The sequence below is a fragment of the Oceanicaulis sp. HTCC2633 genome, from assembly GCF_000152745.1.
GTDB lineage: Bacteria > Pseudomonadota > Alphaproteobacteria > Caulobacterales > Maricaulaceae > Oceanicaulis.
Genome location: NZ_CH672428.1, coordinates 1,984,076 through 2,004,989, shown reverse-complemented (window position 1 = coordinate 2,004,989; position 20,914 = coordinate 1,984,076). Strand labels below are relative to the sequence as shown.

Below are 20,914 nucleotides of genomic sequence, written 5' to 3'. Positions count from 1 at the left end.
AATGTATGGGCCTCGCGCCATCCTGCCTGCAATCTAGACGTTCTGATCCGGGAGGACACGACCATGGACGGACACGATATGAAATCAGCGGGCGGCTGCCCGTTCCACCACGGCGGCAACACCGCCATGGACAAGCCGGTCACCAAATGGTGGCCGAATGCGCTCAATCTCGACATTCTCCACCAGCGCGGCGCACGCACCAATCCGATGGACCCCGACTTCGACTACAAGTCAGAAGTGAAGTCGCTCGACTTCGAGGCGGTGAAGGCGGACGTCAAAGCCCTGTTGCATGACAGCCAGGACTGGTGGCCGGCGGACTGGGGCCATTATGGCGGCCTGATGATCCGGCTCGCCTGGCACTCGGCGGGCTCCTATCGCCTCGCGGACGGCCGCGGCGGCGCGGGATCGGGCAATATCCGCTTCGCCCCGCTCAATTCCTGGCCGGACAATGCCAGCCTCGACAAGGCGCGTCGCCTGCTCTGGCCCGTGAAGAAGAAGTACGGCAACAAGCTCAGCTGGGCCGATCTCATCATCCTGTCGGGCACCGTGGCCTATGAGGATATGGGTCTGGAGACCTTCGGCTTCGGCTTTGGCCGTGAGGATATCTGGGGCCCCGAGACCGATGTCTACTGGGGCTCGGAAGCGCAATGGCTAGCGAAATCCGAAGAGCGCTATGGCGATCTTGAGGACGCCTCCTCGCTCGAGAACCCGCTGGCGGCCACCCATATGGGCCTGATCTACGTCAATCCCGAGGGCGTGAACGGCAATCCCGATCCGCTCAAGACGGCCGCCATGGTGCGCGAGACGTTCAAACGCATGGCCATGGATGATGAAGAAACGGCGGCGCTGACCTGCGGCGGCCATACGGTCGGCAAGGCGCACGGCCGCGGCGCCGTGGACAAGATCGGCGCGGAGCCGGAAGGCTGCGGCGTGGAATCCCAGGGCTTCGGCTGGGCCAATGAAGGCCATCAAGGCAAGGCGTCCAACGCCTTCACCTCGGGCATTGAAGGCGCCTGGACCCAGCATCCCACCCAGTGGGATATGGGCTATTTCGACTATCTGTTCGGCTATGAGTGGGAGCTGAAGAAGTCGCCCGCCGGCGCCTGGCAGTGGGAACCGGTCGACATGCCCGAGGACCAGAAGCCGGTGGACGCCACCGATCCTTCGATCCGCCACAACCCCATCATGACCGATGCGGATATGGCGATGAAGATGGATCCGACCTATAACGCGATCTGCCAGAAATTCCGCAAGGATCCGCAATACTTTGCCGACACTTTCGCGCGGGCCTGGTTCAAGCTCACCCACCGCGACATGGGGCCCAAGGCCAATTATGTCGGCCCGTTCGTGCCGGATGAGGATCTGATCTGGCAGGACCCGATCCCTGCCGGACCGACCGGTTACGATGTGGACGCGGTGAAAGCGAAAATCCGAAGCAGCGACCTGACCCCGGCCGAGCTGATCGCCACAGCCTGGGACAGCGCCCGGACCTTCCGTGGCTCCGACAAGCGCGGCGGCGCCAATGGGGCGCGTATTCGACTGGCCCCGCAAAAGGACTGGGAGGGCAATGAACCGCTGCGTCTGCACCGCGTGCTGACCGTGCTCGAACCCATCGCGGAAGAGACCGGCGCCTCCGTGGCTGATGTCATCGTGCTGGGAGGCGTTGTGGGTCTGGAAGACGCCATTTCCAAGGCCGGTTTTGACGTGGCCGTGCCCTTCACGCCCGGTCGCGGCGACGCGACCGCCGAGCAGACCGATGCGGAGTCCTTTGAGCCGCTCGAACCGCTGGCCGATGGCTTCCGCAACTGGATAAAGGATCGGTATGCGGTCAGCGCCGAAGAGATGATGCTCGACCGCGCCCAGCTTTTGGGCCTCACCGCCAACGAGATGACGGTGCTGGTGGGCGGTCTGCGCGTGCTGGGCGTCAATCACAATGGCTCATCGCTTGGCGTCTTCACCGACCGGGTCGGGGCGCTGACGACGGACTTCTTCGTCAATCTCACCGACATGGATCTGAGCTGGCATCCGGCGGAAGACGGGCTTTACGAGATCCGCAACCGCAAGACCGGCGAGGTGAAATGGGGCGCGACCAGCGCAGACCTGGTGTTCGGCTCGAACTCCATCCTGCGCGCCTATGCCGAGGTCTATGCCCAGGACGACAACAAAGAGAAGTTCGTTCGCGACTTCGTCGCCGCCTGGACGAAGGTCATGAACAATGACCGGTTCGATCTGAACTAGACCCTCGTTGGAGCGCTCCCTGGGTCAGGGGGCGCTCCTGCTTTATCTGAACCAGCCGATCAGGACGCCGAATGAGCAGCCACCTGCCCACGCTTCGACAACTCACCTTCCTTCTTGCGCTGGCCGAGCATGGCTCGTTCTCCCGCGCCGCCGAAGCCGCCCACGTCACCCAGCCCACCCTGTCCGCCGGCATTAAGGAGCTCGAGACCATTCTCGGCGCGACCCTGGTCGAGCGCGGCGCTCGGGGCGCGGCCCTGACGCCGGCCGGGGAGGCGGCGGTGGCGCGCGCCCGGATCGTGCTGACCGAAGCGGAAGATCTTGTCCATGTGGCTCGGGCGGCGGGCGAGCCGCTGTCCGGCCCGTTCCGTCTGGGGGTGATTCCCACCATTGCGCCCTTCCTCCTGCCCAAGGCCCTGCCCAGCCTGCGCGAGCATTATCCCAAGCTGGAACTCTTCCTGCGCGAGGACCTGACCCATCGGCTGGTTGAGGCGCTCAAGGATCGCCGTCTGGACGCGGCGCTCATCGCCCTGCCCTATGATGCGCCCGGCATCGAGACCACAGGGCTGCTGGAAGACGAGTTCCTGTTCGCCGCCACGCCGGATCATCGCCTGGCGAAGGTCGACAAGCTCAATCCGGCCATGCTGGCGGATGAGCCGCTCCTGCTGCTGGAGGACGGCCATTGCCTGCGTGATCACGCGCTTGCGGTGTGTTCGGCCAGCAAGCCCGACACCAACGACGCCCGGTCCGACTTCGCCGCCACCTCGCTTCATACGCTGGTGCAGATGGTGAAATCGGGGCTGGGCGCGACCCTGCTTCCCAAACTGGCCATTGATGCGGGTCTGGCCGACCGGCTCGATCTCGCCATCCGCCCGTTCGACCCGCCGGTTGCCGGACGGGAAATCGGCGTCGCCTGGCGCAAGGGCAGCGCCCGTGAGCACGAGGCGCGCATGCTGGCCGATGCCGTGCGAGAGGCGCTGAAGGGTTAGGAGACACAAAAAACCCCGGCCTTTCGAGCCGGGGTTTTCGTTTGGCGCTGGTGCAGCCCTAGTCCGGGCGGCCCAGAATGATGGTGCCGTTGGTGCCGCCAAAGCCGAAGGAGTTCGACAGCACGGTGTTGAGCTCGGCCTGTTTCGTCTCGGTGACGATGGGCAGATCGGCGAGTTCGGGATCCATCTCGTCGATATTGATGGAGGGGGCGATGAAGCCCTCTTTCATCATCAGCAACGAATAGATCGCTTCCTGCACGCCCGCGGCGCCCAGGGAGTGGCCGGACATGGACTTGGTCGCGGACAGGGCCGGGACATCCTTGCCGAACACGGCGCGCAGGCCCTCGGCCTCCTTTACATCGCCCACGGGCGTGGAAGTGGCGTGCGGGTTGATGTAGTCGATGGTGCGGCCCTTGGCTTCTTTCAGCGCAATCTGCATGCAGCGCGCCGCGCCTTCGCCGGACGGCTGGACCATGTCATGGCCGTCAGACGTCGCGCCATAGCCGAGCACTTCAGCGTAGATGGTCGCGCCGCGCGCTTTCGCCCGCTCATACTCTTCGAGCACCACAATGCCCGCGCCGCCGGCAATGACGAAGCCGTCGCGGTTCTTGTCGAACGCGCGCGAGGCCACAGACGGGCTGTCGTTATAGTTCGAGCTCATGGCGCCCATGGCGTCAAACAGGTTCGATAGCGCCCAGTGCAGCTCTTCGCCGCCCCCTGCGAACATCACGTCCTGCTTGCCCCACTGGATCTGCTCGGCGGCCGCGCCCATGCAGTGCAGGGACGTGGTGCAGGCCGAGCTGATCGAATAGTTCAGGCCCTTGATCTTGAACGGGGTGGCGAGGGTCGCCGAGCCGGTCGAGCACATGGCCTTGGGCACCGCGAACGGACCGATCCGCTTGGGGCCCTTCTCGCGGGTGATGTCGGCGGCCTTCACGATCGCCTCGACAGACGGACCGCCCGTGCCCACGATCAGGCCGGTGCGCTCGTTGGAGACGTCGCTTTCCTCAAGCCCTGCATCCGCAATGGCCTGCTGCATGGACATGTAGGCCCAGCCAGCGCCTTCACCCATGAAGCGATAGGCGCGCTTGTCCACATGCTCGGCCGGATCGGCCTTGGGACGCGCGTGCACCTGACACTTGAAGCCCAGCTCGGCGTATTCCGGCGCAGCAATGACGCCCGACTTGCCCGCTTTCAGGCTGGCCGCGACTTCCTGTGCGTTGTCGCCAATGGATGAAACGATGCCGATACCGGTTACGACGACACGCCTCATGCTTGTCCTCCGCCATTGTTGATCTCTTCAGGCCGGAACAGGCCCACCCGCAGGTCTTTTGCGGTGTAGATGGTCTGACCGTCCGCCTCTACGTGACCATCGGCGATGCCGAGCACAAGGCGACGATTGATCACACGCTTGAGATCAATGACATAGCGAACCTGTTTGACGCTGGGCGGCACCTGACCGGTGAATTTCACCTCGCCCACGCCGAGCGCGCGGCCCTTGCCCGGCGCGCCGGTCCAGCCCAGGAAGAAGCCCACAAGCTGCCACATCGCGTCGAGCCCCAGGCAACCGGGCATCACCGGATCGCCCTGGAAATGGCAGTCGAAGAACCACAGATCGGGGTTCACATCGAGTTCGGCGACCAGAACGCCTTTGCCGTGCGCGCCGCCCTCGGCGGTGATCTCGGTGATGCGATCAAACATCAGCATGGGCGGCAGGGGCAGCTGGGCGTTGCCCTCACCAAAGAGTTCACCTTTGCCGCAGGCGATCAGGTCATTGTAATCGTAACTGTTTTTTTGGTCTGTCATGGGGTCCGTCGAGCCGGTCCGGCAAAACTGCGCCGGGGTCGGGAGTTGCGGCGAACGCGCCAGCGCTGCACGGGGTCCGCACTGCGCCAGGCTCTCATCCTGGGTTCAGATCCGTCAGTCGGCTGAAGCGGAATTGTCCGGGTCCGCCCCCAGCACGTCTGGTTCAGACGCAGAGCGGTAGCATGACGCTTGTTCCCCCTCAAGCGCGGGGCTCGGCTGGGTCTCTTCCGGATAGACGCCCCAGAAGGCGTCTGCGCGCGCCCAGCCGCGGCGATCATCCGCTTCCAGACGGCACCAGCCGGCGCGGCAGCGTTCAAGCCAGAGCACGGCTCCCGCTTCCACGTCGGCGATCAGGGAGGCGTCTGTATCGGGTCGCGACAGCAGGCGGGTCGCTTCGCTGGCCCAGACCGAGCGGCGGCCTGTCAGGGTGCGCCGGTGCATCCACACCTCCTCGCCCTCGGGATCGCGCACCCGGCGCCAGTCCGGGGTTTCCGCAACCACTTCCATGGGCAGGCCCTTGCGCTGATAGAGCCAGGCGACGGGATGGGTGAAGGAGGGGCCGGCGCGCCCGCGGGTCTCGTTGAATTTCAGCGAGACGAAGCGCGGCACCGGCAGGCCCGAGAAGGTGTCGCAGGTTTGCGCGCTTGCACTTTCAGGGGCCAGCAGGCCGCTCAACAGCAAGATCAGGGCAAACAGCTTTCGCATGGGGTTGCGTCATCCCGGTCAGAGTGAATCACCGGTTCAGGGTGACGGCGCATGATTAAGATTGTTTTTCGCAGGGACTGGATATGGGGCGGGACCGCACCCATCTTGCGCCCAGATTGCAGCTTTCGGGGAAACCGCCATGATCCGCACCGCCCTTGTCGCCAGCCTGGCTCTCAGCGCCACGGCCCATGCCCAGTCTGACAACCAGGTCTATGTGGAGACCACCGATCTGGGATCCGGGCTCTACATGCTCGCCACCAATCAGGCGGGCAATGTGGGCGTCAGCGTCGGCGAGGATGGGGTGTTCATGATCGACACCCAGATGGAGCAGTTCGCAGCCGCCATTGACCAGGCCCAGCGCGAGGTGTCCGGCGACCGCGCCGTGGATCTGGTGCTGAACACCCATCTGCATGGCGACCATGTGCTCGGAAACGCCTATTTCGCCGAGCAGGGCGCCACGATCATGGCCCATCCCAGCGTGCGGGACGGTCTGATGAACCCGGTGACCGCCCAGCTTACCGGCTCCACCCCGCAGCCGCTTTCGGGCGGCTATCTGCCGACCGTGGGCGTGAATGACGGCGATGTGGTGACGATCAATGGTCTGACCGCGCATCTGCATCACACCCCGGCGGCGCACACCAATGGCGATCTGTTCGTGGTGTTCGAGGACGCCAATGTCATCCATGCGGGCGACCTGCTGTTCTCGGGCTGGTTCCCCTATATCGATCTCGATAATGGCGGCACGGTGGACGGCTATATCGCCGGCATGCAGGCCATCGTGGACGTGGCGGACGCCGACACCCAGATCATTCCCGGTCATGGGCCGCTGTCGACCGAAGCGGATCTCGAAGCCAGCATCGCCATGCTGACCGAGGCCAAGGCCCGGGTTCAGGCGCTGGTGGATCAGGGCCTCAACCTGCAGCAGGTTCAGGACGCGGCGCCGCTGGCGGACTTCCATGATGACTGGAATTGGGGTTTCATCACCACCGAACGCATGGTCTGGACGCTGTATCGGGATATCACGGGTGAAATCGAGTAAGACTCAAACGGTCTGGATGCCGGAACCGCGCATTCTGACCCTGATCGTCATGATCGCACTGGTCATGGGGCTCGTCTTCACGGGCCTGCTTGGCAGCTGGACGTATGGCGGGGCCGTCGGCCTCGTCTTCGCCGGCGGCATTTATCTGTTCGTCGTCGTCAATGCGCGCCGGGCCGCGAAAACGCTCGCCCAGCATCATCAGGGCAAGCATCGCGGCCGGATCTGACGCTTGCTGTTGCAGCGCGGTTTGGGGTAGGGAAGAGACACATTGTCTCAGGCCCTCCGTCCATGTTCACCAACACCGCAACCTATCCGCGCCGCCGCGCAGATCTGACCCTTCTGAGCTTCCTGGTTCTGGGGATGGCGGTGGCGCTGGTCGTGGGCGTTCTGGGGCGCAGCTTCACGCTCGCGGTGCTGCTGGGCCTCGCGCCCGGATTGCTGCTGGGCGGAATTGCCTGGTTCCGCATCAAGCGAGGGGGCTGCGGAGGGTGCCAGTTCTGTCCGATGCGCAAGCCGGGCAGCTGCGGGATGCCGGCAGACTGACCGTCCGCATCCGGCCCGACAATCCGTCATAAAGCCCGATCCGGCCTGTGAGCGGCTCGCCCGCCCCTGAAATCAGCTTGATCGCCTCCATGGCCATCATAGAGCCGATGACGCCGGTCAGCGCGCCCACAACGCCCATCACGGCGCAATCCTCGGCATCGGGCGGAATCTCGGGCACCCAGCACTGATAGCAGGGCGCGTTGTCCTGAAGATGCGGGGCGAACACGCCGACTTGCCCTTCCCAGCGGCCCACAGCGCCCGACACAAGCGGGATGCGGGCCTTGATCGCGGCGCGGTTCACCGCAAACCGGGTCGGAAAATCGTCACAGCCGTCCAGCACCAGATCGGCGTCCGCCAGTAGATCGGGCAAGGTGTCCGCTGTCGCCTTCAGGCTCAGGGCCTCGATCTCGACGCCCGGATCAAGCGCTTTGAGCGCGGCCTCGGCCCGCTCCACCTTGCTGGCGTCCACATCCTCGGTTCTGAACAGGATCTGTCGCTGCAGATTGCTCAGCGACACCGTATCGGGATCCACGATCCTGAGCTGGCCCACCCCCGCCGCGGCGAGATACAGCAGCGCCGGCGCGCCCAGCCCGCCCGCGCCGATCACCGTGATGCGGGCGCGGGACAGTCTCTGCTGGCCTGGTCCGCCCAGCTCCCTGAGCACGATGTGTCTCGCATGTCGTTTGACGTCCACGCTCATCTCGGTCAGACCTGCTCTTTGCTGACGGGCGGCGCCTGTGCGCTCAGCCTGCGTTCATGAAGGCGAGTGTAGCTCAGAGTGAACCGCCAACCATGGGGATGCACAGATGAAATACCAGATCGCCGCCGCCCTGGCCCTTGTCCTGACGGCCTGCGCCACATCCGAGGGCTATCGCCAGCATATGAGCCAGCTTGTGGGGCGCACCCAGGATGTGGTTCTGGTCGAGTTCGGCTCGCCCGACCGCGTTGATGAGCTCAGCGATGGCGGCGAGGTCTGGAGCTATATGCGCGAGGAGCAGCGCGTCATTCCGGGCGGCTATCGCACCATCCCCAATGAGCGCCGGGTCACCTATGTGGATTCCAATGGCGAGCGCCACACGCGGATCGAGCGCTATGACGAGACGGTGTATGAGCCTGACGAGTCGCGCTGGGTGCATGCGAGACCCGTATCGTGATGATCCCGCCGGTGTCGTGCGCGACTTCCGCTTGTCGGCGATGCCTGTGGCCGAGGAACTGTATGATTGAACGCGGACCCGATTGTATCCTGATACGCGAGATTTGACGCTTATTGCGCGTATAAGGAGCATCCGGCATGCGTGTGAACTTGACGATCGTGGCTGCGCTGGGCGGCCTGGTTCTGACGGCCTGTCAGAGCACGGGTTCATCCGGTTTCATGCCGCGCCAGTTCGTCGGCGTCGCTGTTGACCAGCTCAGCGCCACCTATGGCGAGCCGGTCAGCGTGGCGGCCCTTGAGGGCGGGCGTCAGCTCTATGTCTACGAGACCGTGTCGAGCGAGGACCTTCGCCAGCTGAGCCCGCAAGCGCGCGCGCAATTGGCCAATGCGCCCCGCTCCCAGACCTATACGATGACCCAATCGGTCTACAATGACGATGGCCTCGTGATCGAGACGCGCAAATCCTCCTTCGCGCCCTTGTCTAACCCCGCCTATGCGCCGGTTTTGTGCACCATCGAGGCGGTCAGCGGTCCGGACGGGGTCGTCCAGTCGGTTTCGGTCGCCAATGATCTCTGCCTGACGATCCGCAGCTAGGCGCACCGCGCTCCACGCTGGATCGCAGCGCCGAATGAGGGCAGGGTCGGGCTCCCTCAAAGGAGCCCAGACCGTGCTGACCCCTCGCCCCGGAATTACGCTTTCTCCTGACCAGCAGGCCGTGGTCGATTACGCCATTGGCGGCGGCGCGCACCTGTTCCTGACCGGTCGCGCGGGCACGGGCAAGACCACGGTCACGCGTGCGATCCTCGAACGCCTTGGCCCGCAGGCCGCGGTGGTGGCGCCCACGGGCGTCGCGGCCATGAATGCGGGCGGACAGACCCTGCACAGCTTCTTTCGCCTGCCGCCGCGCCTGATCACGCCCGGCGATATCCGCCGCTTGCGCAATGCGCGGACGGTGAAGGCGTTGACCACTCTGGTGATCGACGAGATCTCCATGGTCCGCTCTGACATGATGCAGGCGGTCGATTTCTCCCTCCGCCTCAATCGCGACAGCAATGAACCCTTTGGCGGCGTGCGCATCATCCTTGTGGGTGACCTCGCGCAGCTTCCGCCCATCGCCCAGGGCGAGGAGGGAATGTTCCTGGAAGAGACCTATGGCGGTCCCTTCTTCTTCCACGCGCCCGCGTTTCGCGACGCCGGTTTCACCATGGTGGAGCTGACCGAGGTCCACCGCCAGGCGGATCCCGAATTCGTCGAAGTGCTCAATGCCGTGCGCGACGGCGAGCTGACCGATGATCTCGCGGAAATCCTCAATGCGCGCGTGACGGGCCGGATCGGGCTCGAAGCGTCTGGCACCCATGTGGTGCTGACGCCCACCAATCAGGCCGCCTCCTCCATCAATCAGGCGCGTCTTGAAGGCTTGCGGGGCGAGCCGCGCGGCTTTTCCGGCAAGGTCGAGGGCGAGTTCGACCCGCGTCTCTTCCCCACCGATGACCCGCTGGTGCTCAAGGTCGGGGCGCGGGTGATGATGATCCGCAATGATCCGGGCGGGCGCTATGTGAACGGCTCCATCGGCGAGGTTCTGGGTTTCTCCTCGGACGGCGTGAAAGTGCATGTGAACGATCAGGTCGTGACCATCGAACCGGTCAGCTGGGAACGCATCCGCTATGCGGCGGACGGCAATTCGAGCAAGCTCAAGCGCGAGACCATTGGCTCCTACGTCCAGTATCCGCTCCGGCTCGCCTGGGCGATGACCATTCACAAGGCGCAGGGTCTGACGCTGGACAAGGTCTATCTCGATGTATCCCGGCGTCTCTTCGCGCATGGTCAGGCCTATGTGGCCCTGTCGCGCGCCCGCTCGCTGGAAGGGCTGGAGCTGTCGCGCGCCTTGAGACCGTCCGACATCATCACCGATCAGCGCCTGTTTGACGTGAAGGCGTTCTGTGATCCGGCTCCGCTGGGGATTGGCGGATGACGCCAGAGGCTGCGCAAATCGCGCTGGGGGTTGATGCCTGGGGGCTCAACCAGCTGGTCGCGCAGGGCGAGTTCGCCGAGGCGCTGGATGAACGCAGCGTCAAACGGCTGGCCGAGCAGCGCCGCCGGGTTCGAACGCAGGCGCTGAAAGACCTCGCCGGGATTGATGGCCTGCATCTGGCGCCGTCCAGCTCGGACGCGCCGGTGATCGCCGCCCCTGAAGCGGTTGAATTACCAGAAGACTTTGATCGGCCGGCCGTGTTTCTGGATGCCTGCGTGCTGGCGGGCGCCGTGCGTCGGCACCTGGTGCTGGCGCTGGCTGACGCCGGGTTCTTCTATCCGCGCTGGTCGGAGAAAGTGCTGTTCGAGACCGGCCACGCCCATGCCCGGATTGTCGACGGCAAGCCGGATCGGGATGGTCCCGGAGAGGCCGCGCGCCTCGTTCTGGCGCTCGAGCATGCCTATCCTGAAGCGCTGGTGCCCACCGAGGACGCCATGGCGATCAAGGTGACCGGCAAGCTGCCTGATCCGGACGACGCCCATGTCATGCAGGCCGCCAGCGCCGGTCAGGCGCGGGTGATCCTGACCGAGAACATGAAGGATTTCCCCCGCGCCACGCTGAAACCGCTGGGGCTGTATGCACGCCCGTCCGGCGATTTCATCGCGTCCCGTCTGGGTCTCGCGCCTGAGACCGCCCGCGCGGCGCTTCTGACAGCCGCGCAGAGGCTCGGCCTCAGCGCGCCGCGCTTTGCGCTGGCCTTGCAACGCTCGCGACTGGGATCGCTGGCGAAGAAGCTGGGGATCTAGACGCCGGTCGAGCCAAATCCGCCCTGTCCGCGCGCGGTTTCATCGAGCGCATCGACCGGGTTCCAGCTGATCTGGGTGAACTGGCCGATCACCATCTGGGCAATGCGCTCGCCGCGCTGGACGACGAAGGGCTCCCTGCCGTGATTGATCAGGTTGACGCGCAGCTCGCCACGATAATCCGCGTCCACCGTGCCCGGCGTGTTCACGCAGGAAATCCCCTTCTTGGCCGCGAGCCCCGAGCGGGGGCGGATCTGGGCTTCATAGCCTTCAGGCAGGGCGATGCAGATGCCGGTCGGGATCAGCTTCCATTCGCCCGGCGCGATCACCACGGGCTCATCCGCAGGCACGGCGGCGGGCAGGTCCAGACCGGCGGAGCCCGCCGTCTGATAGGCCGGAAGCTCAAGGCCTTCAAAATGTTCGAGCGTTTTGACATTCAGCTTCATGACGCAACCCTTCCCGCCGCTTGAGTGTGCGGGAAGGGTTAGCGCCTGAAGCGAGCGAAGTCAGCTGTCTTGTTCTTGCGCGCGCAGATACGCATCCAGCGCCTGCTCGCTTTCGGCAAAGCCTTCCAGCGCGCCGATAATGCCGGTCCGCTCGTCGTCATTGAGCCCGCCCTGGGCCATTTGCACGCGGTATTGCGGCTCGGTCATCTCGCCATTCTCGTCCTCCATGGCCGGCTGGAAGCCCAGAATGAGCATCTGGGCGTTCTCGCCCTCGCCGGTGGAGATCAGAAGCGGAGTGGAGTGATAGCGCACCAGCTCGAAATCGTTCAGGCGCGGCACGATGCTGTCGCGTTCACACGCGATGGCGTTTGCGCCTTCCGCCAGCGGCGGGGCGTCCATCAACCCTTCCAGATCGGCGGCTTCAGTCACGCTGTACCCGACCATCGGGACCGGCTCCTGGCCGGCGCCTTGCGGGTAGATCGAATAGCAGTCCGCCTGTGCGGCGGTCGCGCCAAAGCCGGCAAGCGCGAGGGCAGTCAGTACGGTTTTCATGTCAGGTCCTGAGTTTGCTTAACCTCTCAAGCCTAACAAGCGAAAAGGGGCGAATTCAAACCCAGTGTGAAGTCTATGAAAGCGCTTGCTTTATGCGACTGGCGAGATTTCGGGCCAGCTCTGACTTCGCCGCCCGAGCGAACTCTTCCTCGCCGCCGGGCGTGATCAGCAGCGCCGCGTTCTCCGCCCCGCCCATCACATCGCCGGACACATCATTGGCGACGATCCAGTCGCATCCCTTGCGATCTCGCTTGGCGCGGGCGTGGGCGACCACGTCATGGGTCTCTGCGGCGAACCCCACCACCAGACGCGGGCGATGACCGAGGCCATAATGAGAGATCGTCTTCAGGATATCGGGGTTCTCCGCCAGCGGCAGGCTCGCCATCGCGCCCTTGTCGAGCTTGAGCTTCCTGTCCGCCGTTTCCGCCGGGCGCCAGTCGGCGACTGCCGCGACGGAGACGAAGACGTCGGCGGGCAGCTGGTCATTCACCGCCGCCAGCATCTCGCGCGCGGTCTCGATGCGCACGGTCTGAAGCCCCTTGGGATCGTTCAGCGCCACAGGACCGGAGATCAGCACGACCTCGAAGCCGAGATCGCGCAAGGCCTCGGCGATGGCGTAGCCCTGCTGGCCCGAGGAGCGGTTCGAAAGGAAGCGGACCGGATCGATCGGTTCCAGCGTCGGGCCGGCGGTGACGATGGCCTTCATGACTTGAGCGCGGCCTCGATGGCGTCAGCGATGCGCACGGGTTCGGGCAGGCGGCCGGGACCAAACTCGCCACAGGCCATCTCGCCCTCATCCGGCTCCATCACGGTGACGCCATAGCTGCGCAGCGTCTTCACATTCGCCTGGGTGGCGGGATGGGTCCACATGCGCACATTCATTGCCGGAGCCATCAGCACGGCCTTGTCGGTAGCGAGCAGCGTTGTGGAGGCGAGATCATCGGCCAGCCCGTGGGCGGCCTTGGCCATCAGGTTCGCCGTGGCGGGGCAGACCACCACGAGATCGGCCGAGCGCGACAGCTCGATATGGCCCATTTCCGCTTCATCGGTCAGCGAGAACAGTTCGGAATAGACCTTGTCGGCGGTCAGGGCGCCCACGCTCATCGGGGTGACGAACTGCTTGCCGGCCTCGGTCAGGATGGCGCGCGTCCGGATCGACCGGCGCGCCAGCTCGCGGATCAGTTCGAGCGATTTATAGGCTGCAATACCGCCGCCTATGATCAGAAGAATGCGTTTGTCCGCCATGACATGCCCCGCGGCTGTTTCAGCTCAGGCTTACCCTGAACAGGCCTTTACGTCACCTGAGGACGGATCACATCACCGCCAGCAGCACCGCGATGGCGGTTGAGGCGCCGGCGATCACGCCCAGCCCGGCGATCAGCCAGCGTGAGCCGGACGTATCCGGGGTTTCGCGTTCCCGCATGACGCGGGCGGTCTCGGTCAGCTCGTCCAGCGTGTCGGGCAGGCGCTTGATGGCGGACTTGGCGCGGTCAAAGGCTTCGCTGAGATCCTCGATCCGGCCTTGCGGGCCCAGCTCGCGGCGCATGAAGCGCTCCACGGCGGGGCCTGACGCCTGCCACATGTTGTGGTCATCGGTCAGCAGGCGACAGACGCCCTCGGCCTGCACCATGGTTTTCTGAAGCAGCACCAGCTGGGGCTGGAGATGCATGTCATAGAGATCGGTGATCTCGAACAATTGCATGAGCACCCGGCTCATGGGCGTTTCGCCCGCGCTCTTGCCGAAGATCGGTTCGGCCACGGCGCGCAGGGCGCTCGCGAAATCGGCGCGGGAATGGTGTTCGGGCACATAGCCGGCGTCGAAATGGGCTTGCGCTGCGCCGTCATAATCGCGGGTCAGGAAGCCATGAAGGATGCGCGCCAGATAGCGCCGCTCGCCCCGGCCCAATCGTCCGATAATGCCGAAATCCACCGCCCACAGCAGGCCTTCCTTCGTCACGAACAGATTGCCCGCATGAAGGTCCGCGTGGAACACGCCCTGCTCGAGCGCGGTCGACAGGAACGCGTCGGTGAGATCGCCCGCCAGCTTCACCGTATCCACGCCCGCAGCGCGCACCGCGTCGAGATCGGTCATCGGTATGGCGTCGATCCATTGGGTGGTGAGCACCTTCTTGGCGGTCAGAGGCCAGACGACTTCGGGAATGAAGAAGTTCTGCGCCGCGACGGCGGCTTCACTCAGCTCGTTGGCCGAGGCCGCTTCCAGACGAAGATCGAGCTCCAGCACCAAAGAGCGCGCCACCGTCTCCACGAAGGCGCGGGGCTCCATGCGCTTGGAGGCGGGGAACAGGCCTTCTGCGAGCCTTGAGCCCAGACGCATGGCGGAAATATCGCGGCGGATCCGTTCGGCCGCGTCCGGGCGCAGGATCTTCACCGCCACATCGCGACCATCGAGCGTCTTCGCCTTGTGCACCTGCGCGATGGAGGCGGCGGCGACCGGCTCGCCAAACTCGGACAACAGCGCTTCGACCGGCTGGCCGAACTCGGCCTCGATCGTGGCGCGCGCTTGCGCCATGCCGAAGGGCTCCATCTTGTCCTGAAGCCGGGACAGGCCGCGGGCGAACTCCGCGCCGATCACATCGGCGCGCGTCGCCAGCACCTGACCGAATTTCACATAGGACGGGCCCAGCTTTTCAAGAGCATGGGCCAGACGTTCGCCGGGATTCTTCGCCCGGTCGCGGATGGCGATCAGACGCGCGAACTTGCCCAGCACCCGCGCCGGCGCCGGAAACGCCGACTGGTACTCAGCCGGGAAGATCGCGTCATGACGGGCCAGCGTCCAGGCGGCGCGCGTCAGGCGAAAGACGTTCGAGATGGTTCCAAACACGAGGGAGAGGTTTAGGGCGCTAGGGCGGGTTTGGCGAGGGGGCGCGGCGCCTTGCGCGCTGCGTCATGGTGATCCGCAGGACCACGGGGCTGCATTTGCGACGGGCTTGCTCAGTGGTCAAGCGAAAGATAGTGTTTCAGGAGAAACGCCTCGACTTTGGATAGAGCTGGGCGCTGTGATCAGGAGCGTAACTCCATGATGGAGGACAACGACACCAAGCCTGGGGCCTGGCTCGGACTGCCATCTAGCCTTTGGCTTGGTCTGCTCTTCGGCGTGTTCTTTCTGGGCCCGCTTGTCATGGACCCACTTCTGGACGGGGCGTCTGATGCCCTGATGGGCCGCCCGAATGCGGTTCAGGAACGTCTATCAGCGCAGTAGAGCGCCCCTCGACTTGACAAGATAGACGCGCACCGCCGGGTCTGCGCTCAATACGATGGCGCGGTCATAGGCGCGTGCGGCGTCCTCGCGTCTTCCAGCTCGCGCTGACCAGTGCGCCAGCGCCGCCCAGTACGGCTGATACTCCGACGCCTGACCCTGAAGCTTTTCCAGACTGTCCAGCGCCCGCTCCGCCCCAAACGCCTCGCCATGGGCGCAGGCGCGCGCCGTCAGGGCGCCCAGGCTAGGGGCGTGACGGATCATGGCATCATAGAGCGCGGCGGCGGCCAGCCAGTTGGTCTCTGCGGTTACCCGCCGCTCGGCGTGAACCGACTGGATCGAGGCTTCCAGCGCATAGCGTGCGGGCGGGGCGAGCTTGAGCGACCGGCGCAGAGCGTTCTCGGCCTGAGAGATCAACGCGGCGTCCCACAGTTGCGGGTCCTGTTCGGAGAGCGGGATGAACCGACCCTCGGCGTCCCGCCTTGCCGGGGTGCGCGCTTCGCAATGGGCAATGAGCGCGTAAAGCCCCCAGACGTCCGCGATCTCCGGCGCCAGCTCGGTCAGAAGCCGGCTCAGATAGAGCGCCTCGCCCACAAGGCCCCTCACCCGGCTCTCACTGGCGCCGATCTCGTCCCAGCCCGTGCCATAGGCGGCATAAATCGCGTCCAGCACCGGGGTGATGCGCGCAGCCAGCTCGTCCTTGCCGGGCAGGTCGAACCGGGCGCCGCGCTCGCGCAGGCGCGCCTTGCCACGGCTCAGCCGCTGGCCCATGGCGGCGGGGCTGATCAGAAATGCGGCGCCGATCCGGGCCGCATCCAGCCCTAGCACCGCTTGCAGCATCAGTGGGGTATGAAGCGTCGGATCAAGATCGGGATGCGCGCAGGCCAGCATCAGCCCGAGGCGTTCATCGGGCAGGGCGTCCGGATCATCACGCTCAGTCAACTCATCCAGCAAGCGCTCGATCTCCGGCTCGGCGCGGGCCTGCACGCCGGACTGGCGTGCGCCATCAATCAGGCGACGATGTGCGGTTTTCAGAAGCCAGGCTTCAGGCTGGTCCGGCAGTCCGCTCCCGGGCCAGCTGCGCAAGGCCCGCTCGAAGGCGTCTGACAGGGCGTCCTCGGCGCGGGAAAGATCGCCCCAGCGTCGCGCCAGCCTCGCCACAAGGCGTCCATAGGACGTGCGCGCGACAGCCTCCGCCATCGCGCGCGCCTCATCGTTTCCAGACTCAGTCTCAGGCGTCGCCATAGGCGGGCACGGGACGGACCTCGATCTGGTCGCCGGGCAGACGCGGGCATTTCGCCGCCCAGTCGAGCGCGGTCTTCATGCTGTCCGCCTCGATCACGTAAAAGCCGCCCAATTGCTCCTTGGTGTCGGCATAGGGGCCGTCCTGCACGCCGGCATCGGTGACGCGTTTGGCGGTCGCAGCTGCGTCCAGCGGTTCGCCGCCGACCATGACGCCCGCTGCGGCAAGGGCTTCAGAATAAGCGCCGTGCTTTTCAAACATGGCCATTTGCTCGGCTTCGCTCAGGGCGGCCCACTGGCTCTCTGCGCCATAGATCAGAAGGGCGTATTTCATATCAGGGTCTCCACGCTGTCATTGATGAACTCGATAGGGCGCACTTCAACGGCGCCGTTCAGGGCCGCCGGGCAACGCTCCGCCCAGCTCAGCGCATCCTCGACACTGTCCATGTCGATCATGATGACGCCGCCCAGCTGCTCAGGCGAGTCCGAATACGGCCCGTCCGTGATCTGGCGGGTCTCCCCGCCACGGCGCAGCACCACGCCGGTCTCGGGCGCCTGAAGGCAGGCCCCAAGGGGCATGCGGTCATCCAGCGCGCCCGAATACGCCGCCCAGCTTGACCAATAGGCCGCAGCCTCCGGCCCGCGCCTGCGGGCGAAATCGCCCGCGCTTTCATAAATCAGGAGTGCAAACTGCATCGCTCTCTCCCTCCCTGTTTCTCCCTGCCGGCATGACAGGGATGATCCAAGGACGGGCGAGCCAGGTCTGTTTCGACAGGGCGCGTGAAAAAAGTTGAAAAAGTCCGCCTAGACCTTCCAGCCCATATGGATGGCGGCGATGCCGCCGGACAGGTTCGTCACGCTGACGCGTGCGAAACCGGCCTCTTCCAGTTCCGCCGCAAAGGCGTCCTGGTGGGGAAACTTGCGGATGGATTCAACAAGGTATTGATAGCTGTCGCGATCCTTCGCCACCCATTCGCCGATCTTGGGGATCGCGCCGAAGGACCAGGCGTCATAGAGCTTTTCAAGCGGACGCGTGGTGGGACGGGAAAACTCAAGGCACACAAAGCGTCCGCCGGGCTTGAGCACGCGGCGCATATCCTTGAGCGCCTTGATGCGGTCGGTGACATTGCGGATGCCGAAACCGATGGTGATGGCGTCGGCCACCCCGTCGTCAAAAGGCAGGCATTCCGCGTTGGCCCTGCACCAGTCCAGCCGGTCGCGCTCGCCGCGTTTCAGACCCGCCAGCAGCATCTGTTCATTGATGTCGGCGACCACGGCCTCGGCGTACTGATCCGTGCCGCGCCGCAGGGTCATCGCATCGGCGCGATCGAGCCAGGCCCGGGCGATATCGCCGGTGCCGCCCGCCACGTCGATCAGGCGCGCGCCGGGGCGGGGCCCGGCCTTGGTGACCGTGATGTCCTTCCAGACCCGGTGCACCCCGAGACTCATCAGATCATTCATCAGGTCGTATTTGCGCGCCGAACGGTCAAACACAGTGCGGACAAGGCCCTGCTTTTCAGTGCGGGCCACATCGCGGAAACCGAAGGAGACGGTGTCTTGATCTGAGGTCTGGGTCATGACGGGCAAGCTAGTGCGCGAAAGCGCTCAACGCCAGCCTGATCTACCGCGCCCAAACGCCTCAATCGGTCTCAAGCGCGGTGACCGCCTGATCGCCGGTCATATAGCGGAACAGGGTGAAGCCCGCGCGCTCCCGCCATCCCCCGTCAGGGCTGTAAAAGCCCAGCATCACGCAATCGCCCGGCGGAGCATAGGCGCTGAGGCGATAGGCGCAGGCGGTGACCAGATCGAGCCCGTCCACCTCCCGCGTCGGGTCGGCCTGGGTAAGCAGTACGCGCAAACCGGTGCGGGCCTGGGCCAGATCATCACAGGCGCGGCTGAGATGGGGCCATTGCCCGCGCCATTGCGCATGGATCACGGCGGGCTGATCGCGCAGCGCGCTGTCATCCGCCGCATAGACCCGCCAGCTCACGGGATAGGGCCCGCCCTCGGCCAGTCTGACGCCCAGCTCGGGCAGGGCGCGGTTGAGCGGTCCCATCTTGGCGGAGACTTCCTGACGCAAGGCGTCCGAGTGCGGGATGACGCGGTCAATCTCCAGCGCCAGCTCGACCGCCAGGTCCCGGGTCCAGGGATTGCGGACCCGACGGGCATAATCGACGGGCGCATCCGCTCCCGCGCGTCGCTCCGTCAACGCCACCAGGGCCGCCTGCACGCACTGGCCTGCTTGTCGCGCATCAACAAGGCTCGCGCGTCTGGCGCTCATGGCCTATCTCCTCCCCCCGAGGATCCGGTGTTCAAGGACAGTCTAGATGCCCGAATTGCCTGAAGTCGAGACGGTGCGGCGCGGTTTGATCCCGGCGATGGAGGGACGACGCATCCTGCGCGCCGAGGCGCGGCGACCCGATCTGCGCTTCCCCTTCCCCGACCGCTTCGCCGAGCGCCTGACGGGAACTGTGGTCGAACGGCTCGACCGGCGCTCGAAATATCTCCTGGCGCGCCTGGGATCGGGCGAGACGCTGCTGATGCATCTGGGCATGTCAGGACGGTTTTCGGTGACGGCGGAGGATATCAGCCGCCAGCCGGGGGATTTCGTGTATGCCGCTCCCGCCAATCCGGCCCATGACCATGTCGTCTTCCAGATGGAGGGCGGGGTGACGGTCACCTATAACGACCCGCGTCGTTTCGGCTTCATGACGCTTTTCGAGACGGACGCCGAAGCCGCCCAGCCCTATCTCAGGGATCTGGGGCCTGAGCCGCTCTCGAACGGTTTCTCAGAAGACCTGTTGAACACGGCCTTCAAGGGGCGCCGCAGTCCGATCAAGGCGGGATTGCTGGATCAGCATGTGGTTGCGGGGCTGGGCAATATCTATGTCTGCGAGGCGCTCTGGCGGGCGCAGATCAGCCCGCGCCGTCTGTGCCAGTCCATCCCCGGCGCCCGGGCCGCGCGTCTGGCGCCTGCGGTCCGGTCCGTGATTTCAGAAGCCATCGAGGCGGGCGGCTCCACCTTGCGTGACTATGCGGGAGCGGATGGCGCGATGGGATATTTCCAGCACCGCTTCGATGTCTATGGACGCGAGGGCGAGCCGTGCCATCGCTGCGAGGACAGCCGTGTCGAACGCATCGTGCAGTCAGGCCGATCCACCTTCTTCTGCCCGTCCTGTCAGCGTTGAGCCGACCTGTTCTTAACATGAACTTTTGTTAACCATACCGGTTTGGGTTGAACCGGGCGCGGCGCTGTTTATCCCTGTGGGTGAAGAGTAAACCTGAACGAGGTTCTGAATGTTCAAGCCAATTCTGGGCGCGCTCGCGGGCCTGATGCTCGCTGTATCGCCCGCTGTCGCGCAGTCCGAGGCGGAGGCCCCGGCCATCTGGGCGATGTCAGACGAGGACAGCACGGTCTATCTGCTGGGCACGGTTCATATCCTGCATCCTGACCTGGACTGGCGAACGCCCTATCTCGACACGGTGCTGGAAGAGGTCGAGCAGGTCTGGTTCGAGGCGGACACGTTGTCGCCTGAAGCGAACGCCCAGATGACGACGCTGATCCCGCAACTGGGGCTCAACACCACAGACACGCCGATGACCCAGAGGCTCAGCGATGAGGCGAACACCGATCTGGCGACGTTTGCGGGACGTCTGGGCGCGAACCCGGACCAGCTCAGGGCCGCGCTTGACCCCTACCAGCCCTGGATCGCCACGATCCAGCTGGCCGTGCTGCAGATGCAGGCGGCCGGATATGATCCCGCCAGCGGCGTCGAGGTCGTGCTCAACCAGCGCCTGGCCGATCAGGGCAAGACGTTTCACTATCTCGAGACCGTCGAGGAACAGCTGCGCTTTTTCGCCGACATGCCCTATGAGACCCAGCTCGCCAATCTGGAGCTGAGCCTGCATGAGGCGGTGGAGAACCCCGACATGTTCGACGATCTGGTCGGAGCCTGGGCCGAGGGCGACATGGACCGTCTCAACGAGATCATGAACTCGGACATGCGCGAGCAGACGCCGGAGCTCTACGAGGTGATCCTGGTTCAGCGCAATCGCAACTGGGCGCCGGAAATCGCCGCGGCGCTGGACGGGGACGAGGATGTTCTCATTGCGGTGGGCGCCGGTCACATGCCCGGTGAGGAAGGCGTCATCGCCCTCCTCCAGAACCAGGGTCTCGAGGTCCGCCGCGTCCAGTAGCACGCTGCGTCTGCG

23 protein-coding genes and 1 pseudogene are annotated in these 20,914 nt (G+C 65.1%); 11 read left to right on the top strand and 13 right to left on the bottom strand.

The features are described from left to right. The first annotated feature begins 63 nt into the window (after positions 1-63). Both katG and OA2633_RS09545 read left to right on the top strand, forming a co-directional pair. A complete protein-coding gene (gene katG, locus OA2633_RS09550) occupies positions 64-2,238 on the top strand; it encodes a catalase/peroxidase HPI (RefSeq protein ID WP_009802336.1) in 2,175 nt (724 codons plus the stop codon). 71 nt (positions 2,239-2,309) lie between these two features. Further along, positions 2,310-3,224 (top strand): hydrogen peroxide-inducible genes activator, encoded by a 915-nt coding sequence (locus OA2633_RS09545; protein WP_009802335.1) that lies wholly within the window; start codon positions 2,310-2,312, stop codon positions 3,222-3,224. A gap of 58 nt (positions 3,225-3,282) precedes the next feature. Here the strand turns inward: OA2633_RS09545 and fabB are convergent, their stop codons facing one another. The 3 genes from fabB to OA2633_RS09530 all read right to left on the bottom strand — a co-directional run bounded on the left by fabB (position 3,283) and on the right by OA2633_RS09530 (position 5,735). Beyond that, complete coding sequence (fabB, locus tag OA2633_RS09540) at positions 3,283-4,497, bottom strand: beta-ketoacyl-ACP synthase I (RefSeq protein ID WP_009802334.1); 1,215 nt, start codon at positions 4,495-4,497, stop codon at positions 3,283-3,285. After that, on the bottom strand, positions 4,494-5,030 hold the full coding sequence (gene fabA, locus OA2633_RS09535; protein ID WP_009802333.1) for a 3-hydroxyacyl-[acyl-carrier-protein] dehydratase FabA: 537 nt from the start codon (positions 5,028-5,030) through the stop codon (positions 4,494-4,496). Before fabA ends, fabB begins: the two co-directional genes overlap by 4 nt. A gap of 114 nt (positions 5,031-5,144) precedes the next feature. Then, on the bottom strand, positions 5,145-5,735 hold the full coding sequence (locus OA2633_RS09530) for an SH3 domain-containing protein (protein WP_009802332.1): 591 nt from the start codon (positions 5,733-5,735) through the stop codon (positions 5,145-5,147). Between the two features lie 139 nt (positions 5,736-5,874). Between OA2633_RS09530 and OA2633_RS09525 the strand changes: the two genes are divergently transcribed. From OA2633_RS09525 to OA2633_RS16135, 3 genes are all read left to right on the top strand, one after another. Beyond that, a complete protein-coding gene (locus tag OA2633_RS09525) occupies positions 5,875-6,774 on the top strand; it encodes an MBL fold metallo-hydrolase (RefSeq protein ID WP_009802331.1) in 900 nt (299 codons plus the stop codon). After that, the gene (locus tag OA2633_RS09520) at positions 6,761-7,000 is read left to right on the top strand and encodes a hypothetical protein (protein WP_156776205.1); all 240 of its coding nucleotides are present in this window, start codon (positions 6,761-6,763) and stop codon (positions 6,998-7,000) included. The genes OA2633_RS09525 and OA2633_RS09520 overlap by 14 nt, the downstream gene beginning before the upstream one ends. Before the next feature lie 62 nt (positions 7,001-7,062). Then, positions 7,063-7,317 carry a hypothetical protein gene (locus OA2633_RS16135; protein ID WP_009802329.1) on the top strand — a complete coding sequence of 85 codons (255 nt, stop codon included), beginning with the start codon at positions 7,063-7,065 and terminating at the stop codon, positions 7,315-7,317. Here the strand turns inward: OA2633_RS16135 and OA2633_RS09515 are convergent. Next, on the bottom strand, positions 7,241-8,017 hold the full coding sequence (locus OA2633_RS09515; protein ID WP_009802328.1) for a HesA/MoeB/ThiF family protein: 777 nt from the start codon (positions 8,015-8,017) through the stop codon (positions 7,241-7,243). The genes OA2633_RS16135 and OA2633_RS09515 overlap by 77 nt on opposite strands. 106 nt (positions 8,018-8,123) lie before the next feature. On the opposite strand from OA2633_RS09515, the gene OA2633_RS09510 reads away from it, so the two are divergent. The 4 genes from OA2633_RS09510 to OA2633_RS15410 all read left to right on the top strand — a co-directional run bounded on the left by OA2633_RS09510 (position 8,124) and on the right by OA2633_RS15410 (position 11,248). Next, entirely contained in the window at positions 8,124-8,471 is a 348-nt protein-coding gene (locus tag OA2633_RS09510; protein WP_009802327.1) for a hypothetical protein, read from the top strand. Positions 8,472-8,608: 137 nt separating this feature from the next. After that, the gene (locus OA2633_RS09505; RefSeq protein WP_009802326.1) at positions 8,609-9,064 is read left to right on the top strand and encodes a hypothetical protein; all 456 of its coding nucleotides are present in this window, start codon (positions 8,609-8,611) and stop codon (positions 9,062-9,064) included. A 73-nt stretch (positions 9,065-9,137) separates the two neighbouring features. Beyond that, entirely contained in the window at positions 9,138-10,442 is a 1,305-nt protein-coding gene (locus OA2633_RS16615; RefSeq protein WP_305803876.1) for an ATP-dependent RecD-like DNA helicase, read from the top strand. After that, positions 10,439-11,248, top strand: a complete 810-nt coding sequence (locus tag OA2633_RS15410) for a PIN domain-containing protein (protein WP_009802324.1) — start codon at positions 10,439-10,441, stop codon at positions 11,246-11,248. The genes OA2633_RS16615 and OA2633_RS15410 overlap by 4 nt, the downstream gene beginning before the upstream one ends. On the opposite strand, the gene dut is transcribed toward OA2633_RS15410, so the two are convergent. The 9 genes and pseudogenes from dut to OA2633_RS09445 form a co-directional block, all read right to left on the bottom strand. Continuing rightward, positions 11,245-11,691 carry a dUTP diphosphatase gene (gene dut / locus OA2633_RS09490; RefSeq protein ID WP_009802323.1) on the bottom strand — a complete coding sequence of 149 codons (447 nt, stop codon included), beginning with the start codon at positions 11,689-11,691 and terminating at the stop codon, positions 11,245-11,247. The genes OA2633_RS15410 and dut overlap by 4 nt on opposite strands. Before the next feature lie 60 nt (positions 11,692-11,751). After that, positions 11,752-12,243, bottom strand: coding sequence for a hypothetical protein (locus OA2633_RS09485; RefSeq protein WP_009802322.1), 492 nt, complete (start codon positions 12,241-12,243; stop codon positions 11,752-11,754). 73 nt (positions 12,244-12,316) lie between these two features. Continuing rightward, positions 12,317-13,488: pseudogene (gene coaBC / locus OA2633_RS16730) on the bottom strand (bifunctional phosphopantothenoylcysteine decarboxylase/phosphopantothenate--cysteine ligase CoaBC). A gap of 67 nt (positions 13,489-13,555) precedes the next feature. Next, entirely contained in the window at positions 13,556-15,085 is a 1,530-nt protein-coding gene (ubiB, locus tag OA2633_RS09475; protein WP_009802319.1) for a 2-polyprenylphenol 6-hydroxylase, read from the bottom strand. A 366-nt stretch (positions 15,086-15,451) separates the two neighbouring features. Then, entirely contained in the window at positions 15,452-16,660 is a 1,209-nt protein-coding gene (locus OA2633_RS09465) for an RNA polymerase sigma factor (protein WP_009802317.1), read from the bottom strand. A 31-nt stretch (positions 16,661-16,691) separates the two neighbouring features. Continuing rightward, positions 16,692-17,036, bottom strand: coding sequence for a YciI family protein (locus tag OA2633_RS09460; protein WP_009802316.1), 345 nt, complete (start codon positions 17,034-17,036; stop codon positions 16,692-16,694). Further along, on the bottom strand, positions 17,033-17,398 hold the full coding sequence (locus OA2633_RS09455) for a YciI family protein (RefSeq protein ID WP_009802315.1): 366 nt from the start codon (positions 17,396-17,398) through the stop codon (positions 17,033-17,035). The genes OA2633_RS09460 and OA2633_RS09455 overlap by 4 nt, the downstream gene beginning before the upstream one ends. A 108-nt stretch (positions 17,399-17,506) precedes the next feature. Continuing rightward, positions 17,507-18,280, bottom strand: a complete 774-nt coding sequence (locus OA2633_RS09450; protein WP_009802314.1) for a class I SAM-dependent methyltransferase — start codon at positions 18,278-18,280, stop codon at positions 17,507-17,509. 61 nt (positions 18,281-18,341) lie between these two features. After that, positions 18,342-18,983, bottom strand: a complete 642-nt coding sequence (locus OA2633_RS09445) for a hypothetical protein (RefSeq protein ID WP_009802313.1) — start codon at positions 18,981-18,983, stop codon at positions 18,342-18,344. A 46-nt stretch (positions 18,984-19,029) separates the two neighbouring features. Between OA2633_RS09445 and mutM the strand changes: the two genes are divergently transcribed. Together mutM and OA2633_RS09435 are read left to right on the top strand one after the other, a co-directional pair. Further along, positions 19,030-19,890, top strand: a complete 861-nt coding sequence (gene mutM, locus OA2633_RS09440; RefSeq protein WP_009802312.1) for a bifunctional DNA-formamidopyrimidine glycosylase/DNA-(apurinic or apyrimidinic site) lyase — start codon at positions 19,030-19,032, stop codon at positions 19,888-19,890. Between the two features lie 109 nt (positions 19,891-19,999). Next, on the top strand, positions 20,000-20,899 hold the full coding sequence (locus OA2633_RS09435) for a TraB/GumN family protein (protein WP_009802311.1): 900 nt from the start codon (positions 20,000-20,002) through the stop codon (positions 20,897-20,899). The last annotated feature ends 15 nt before the right edge of the window (positions 20,900-20,914 follow it).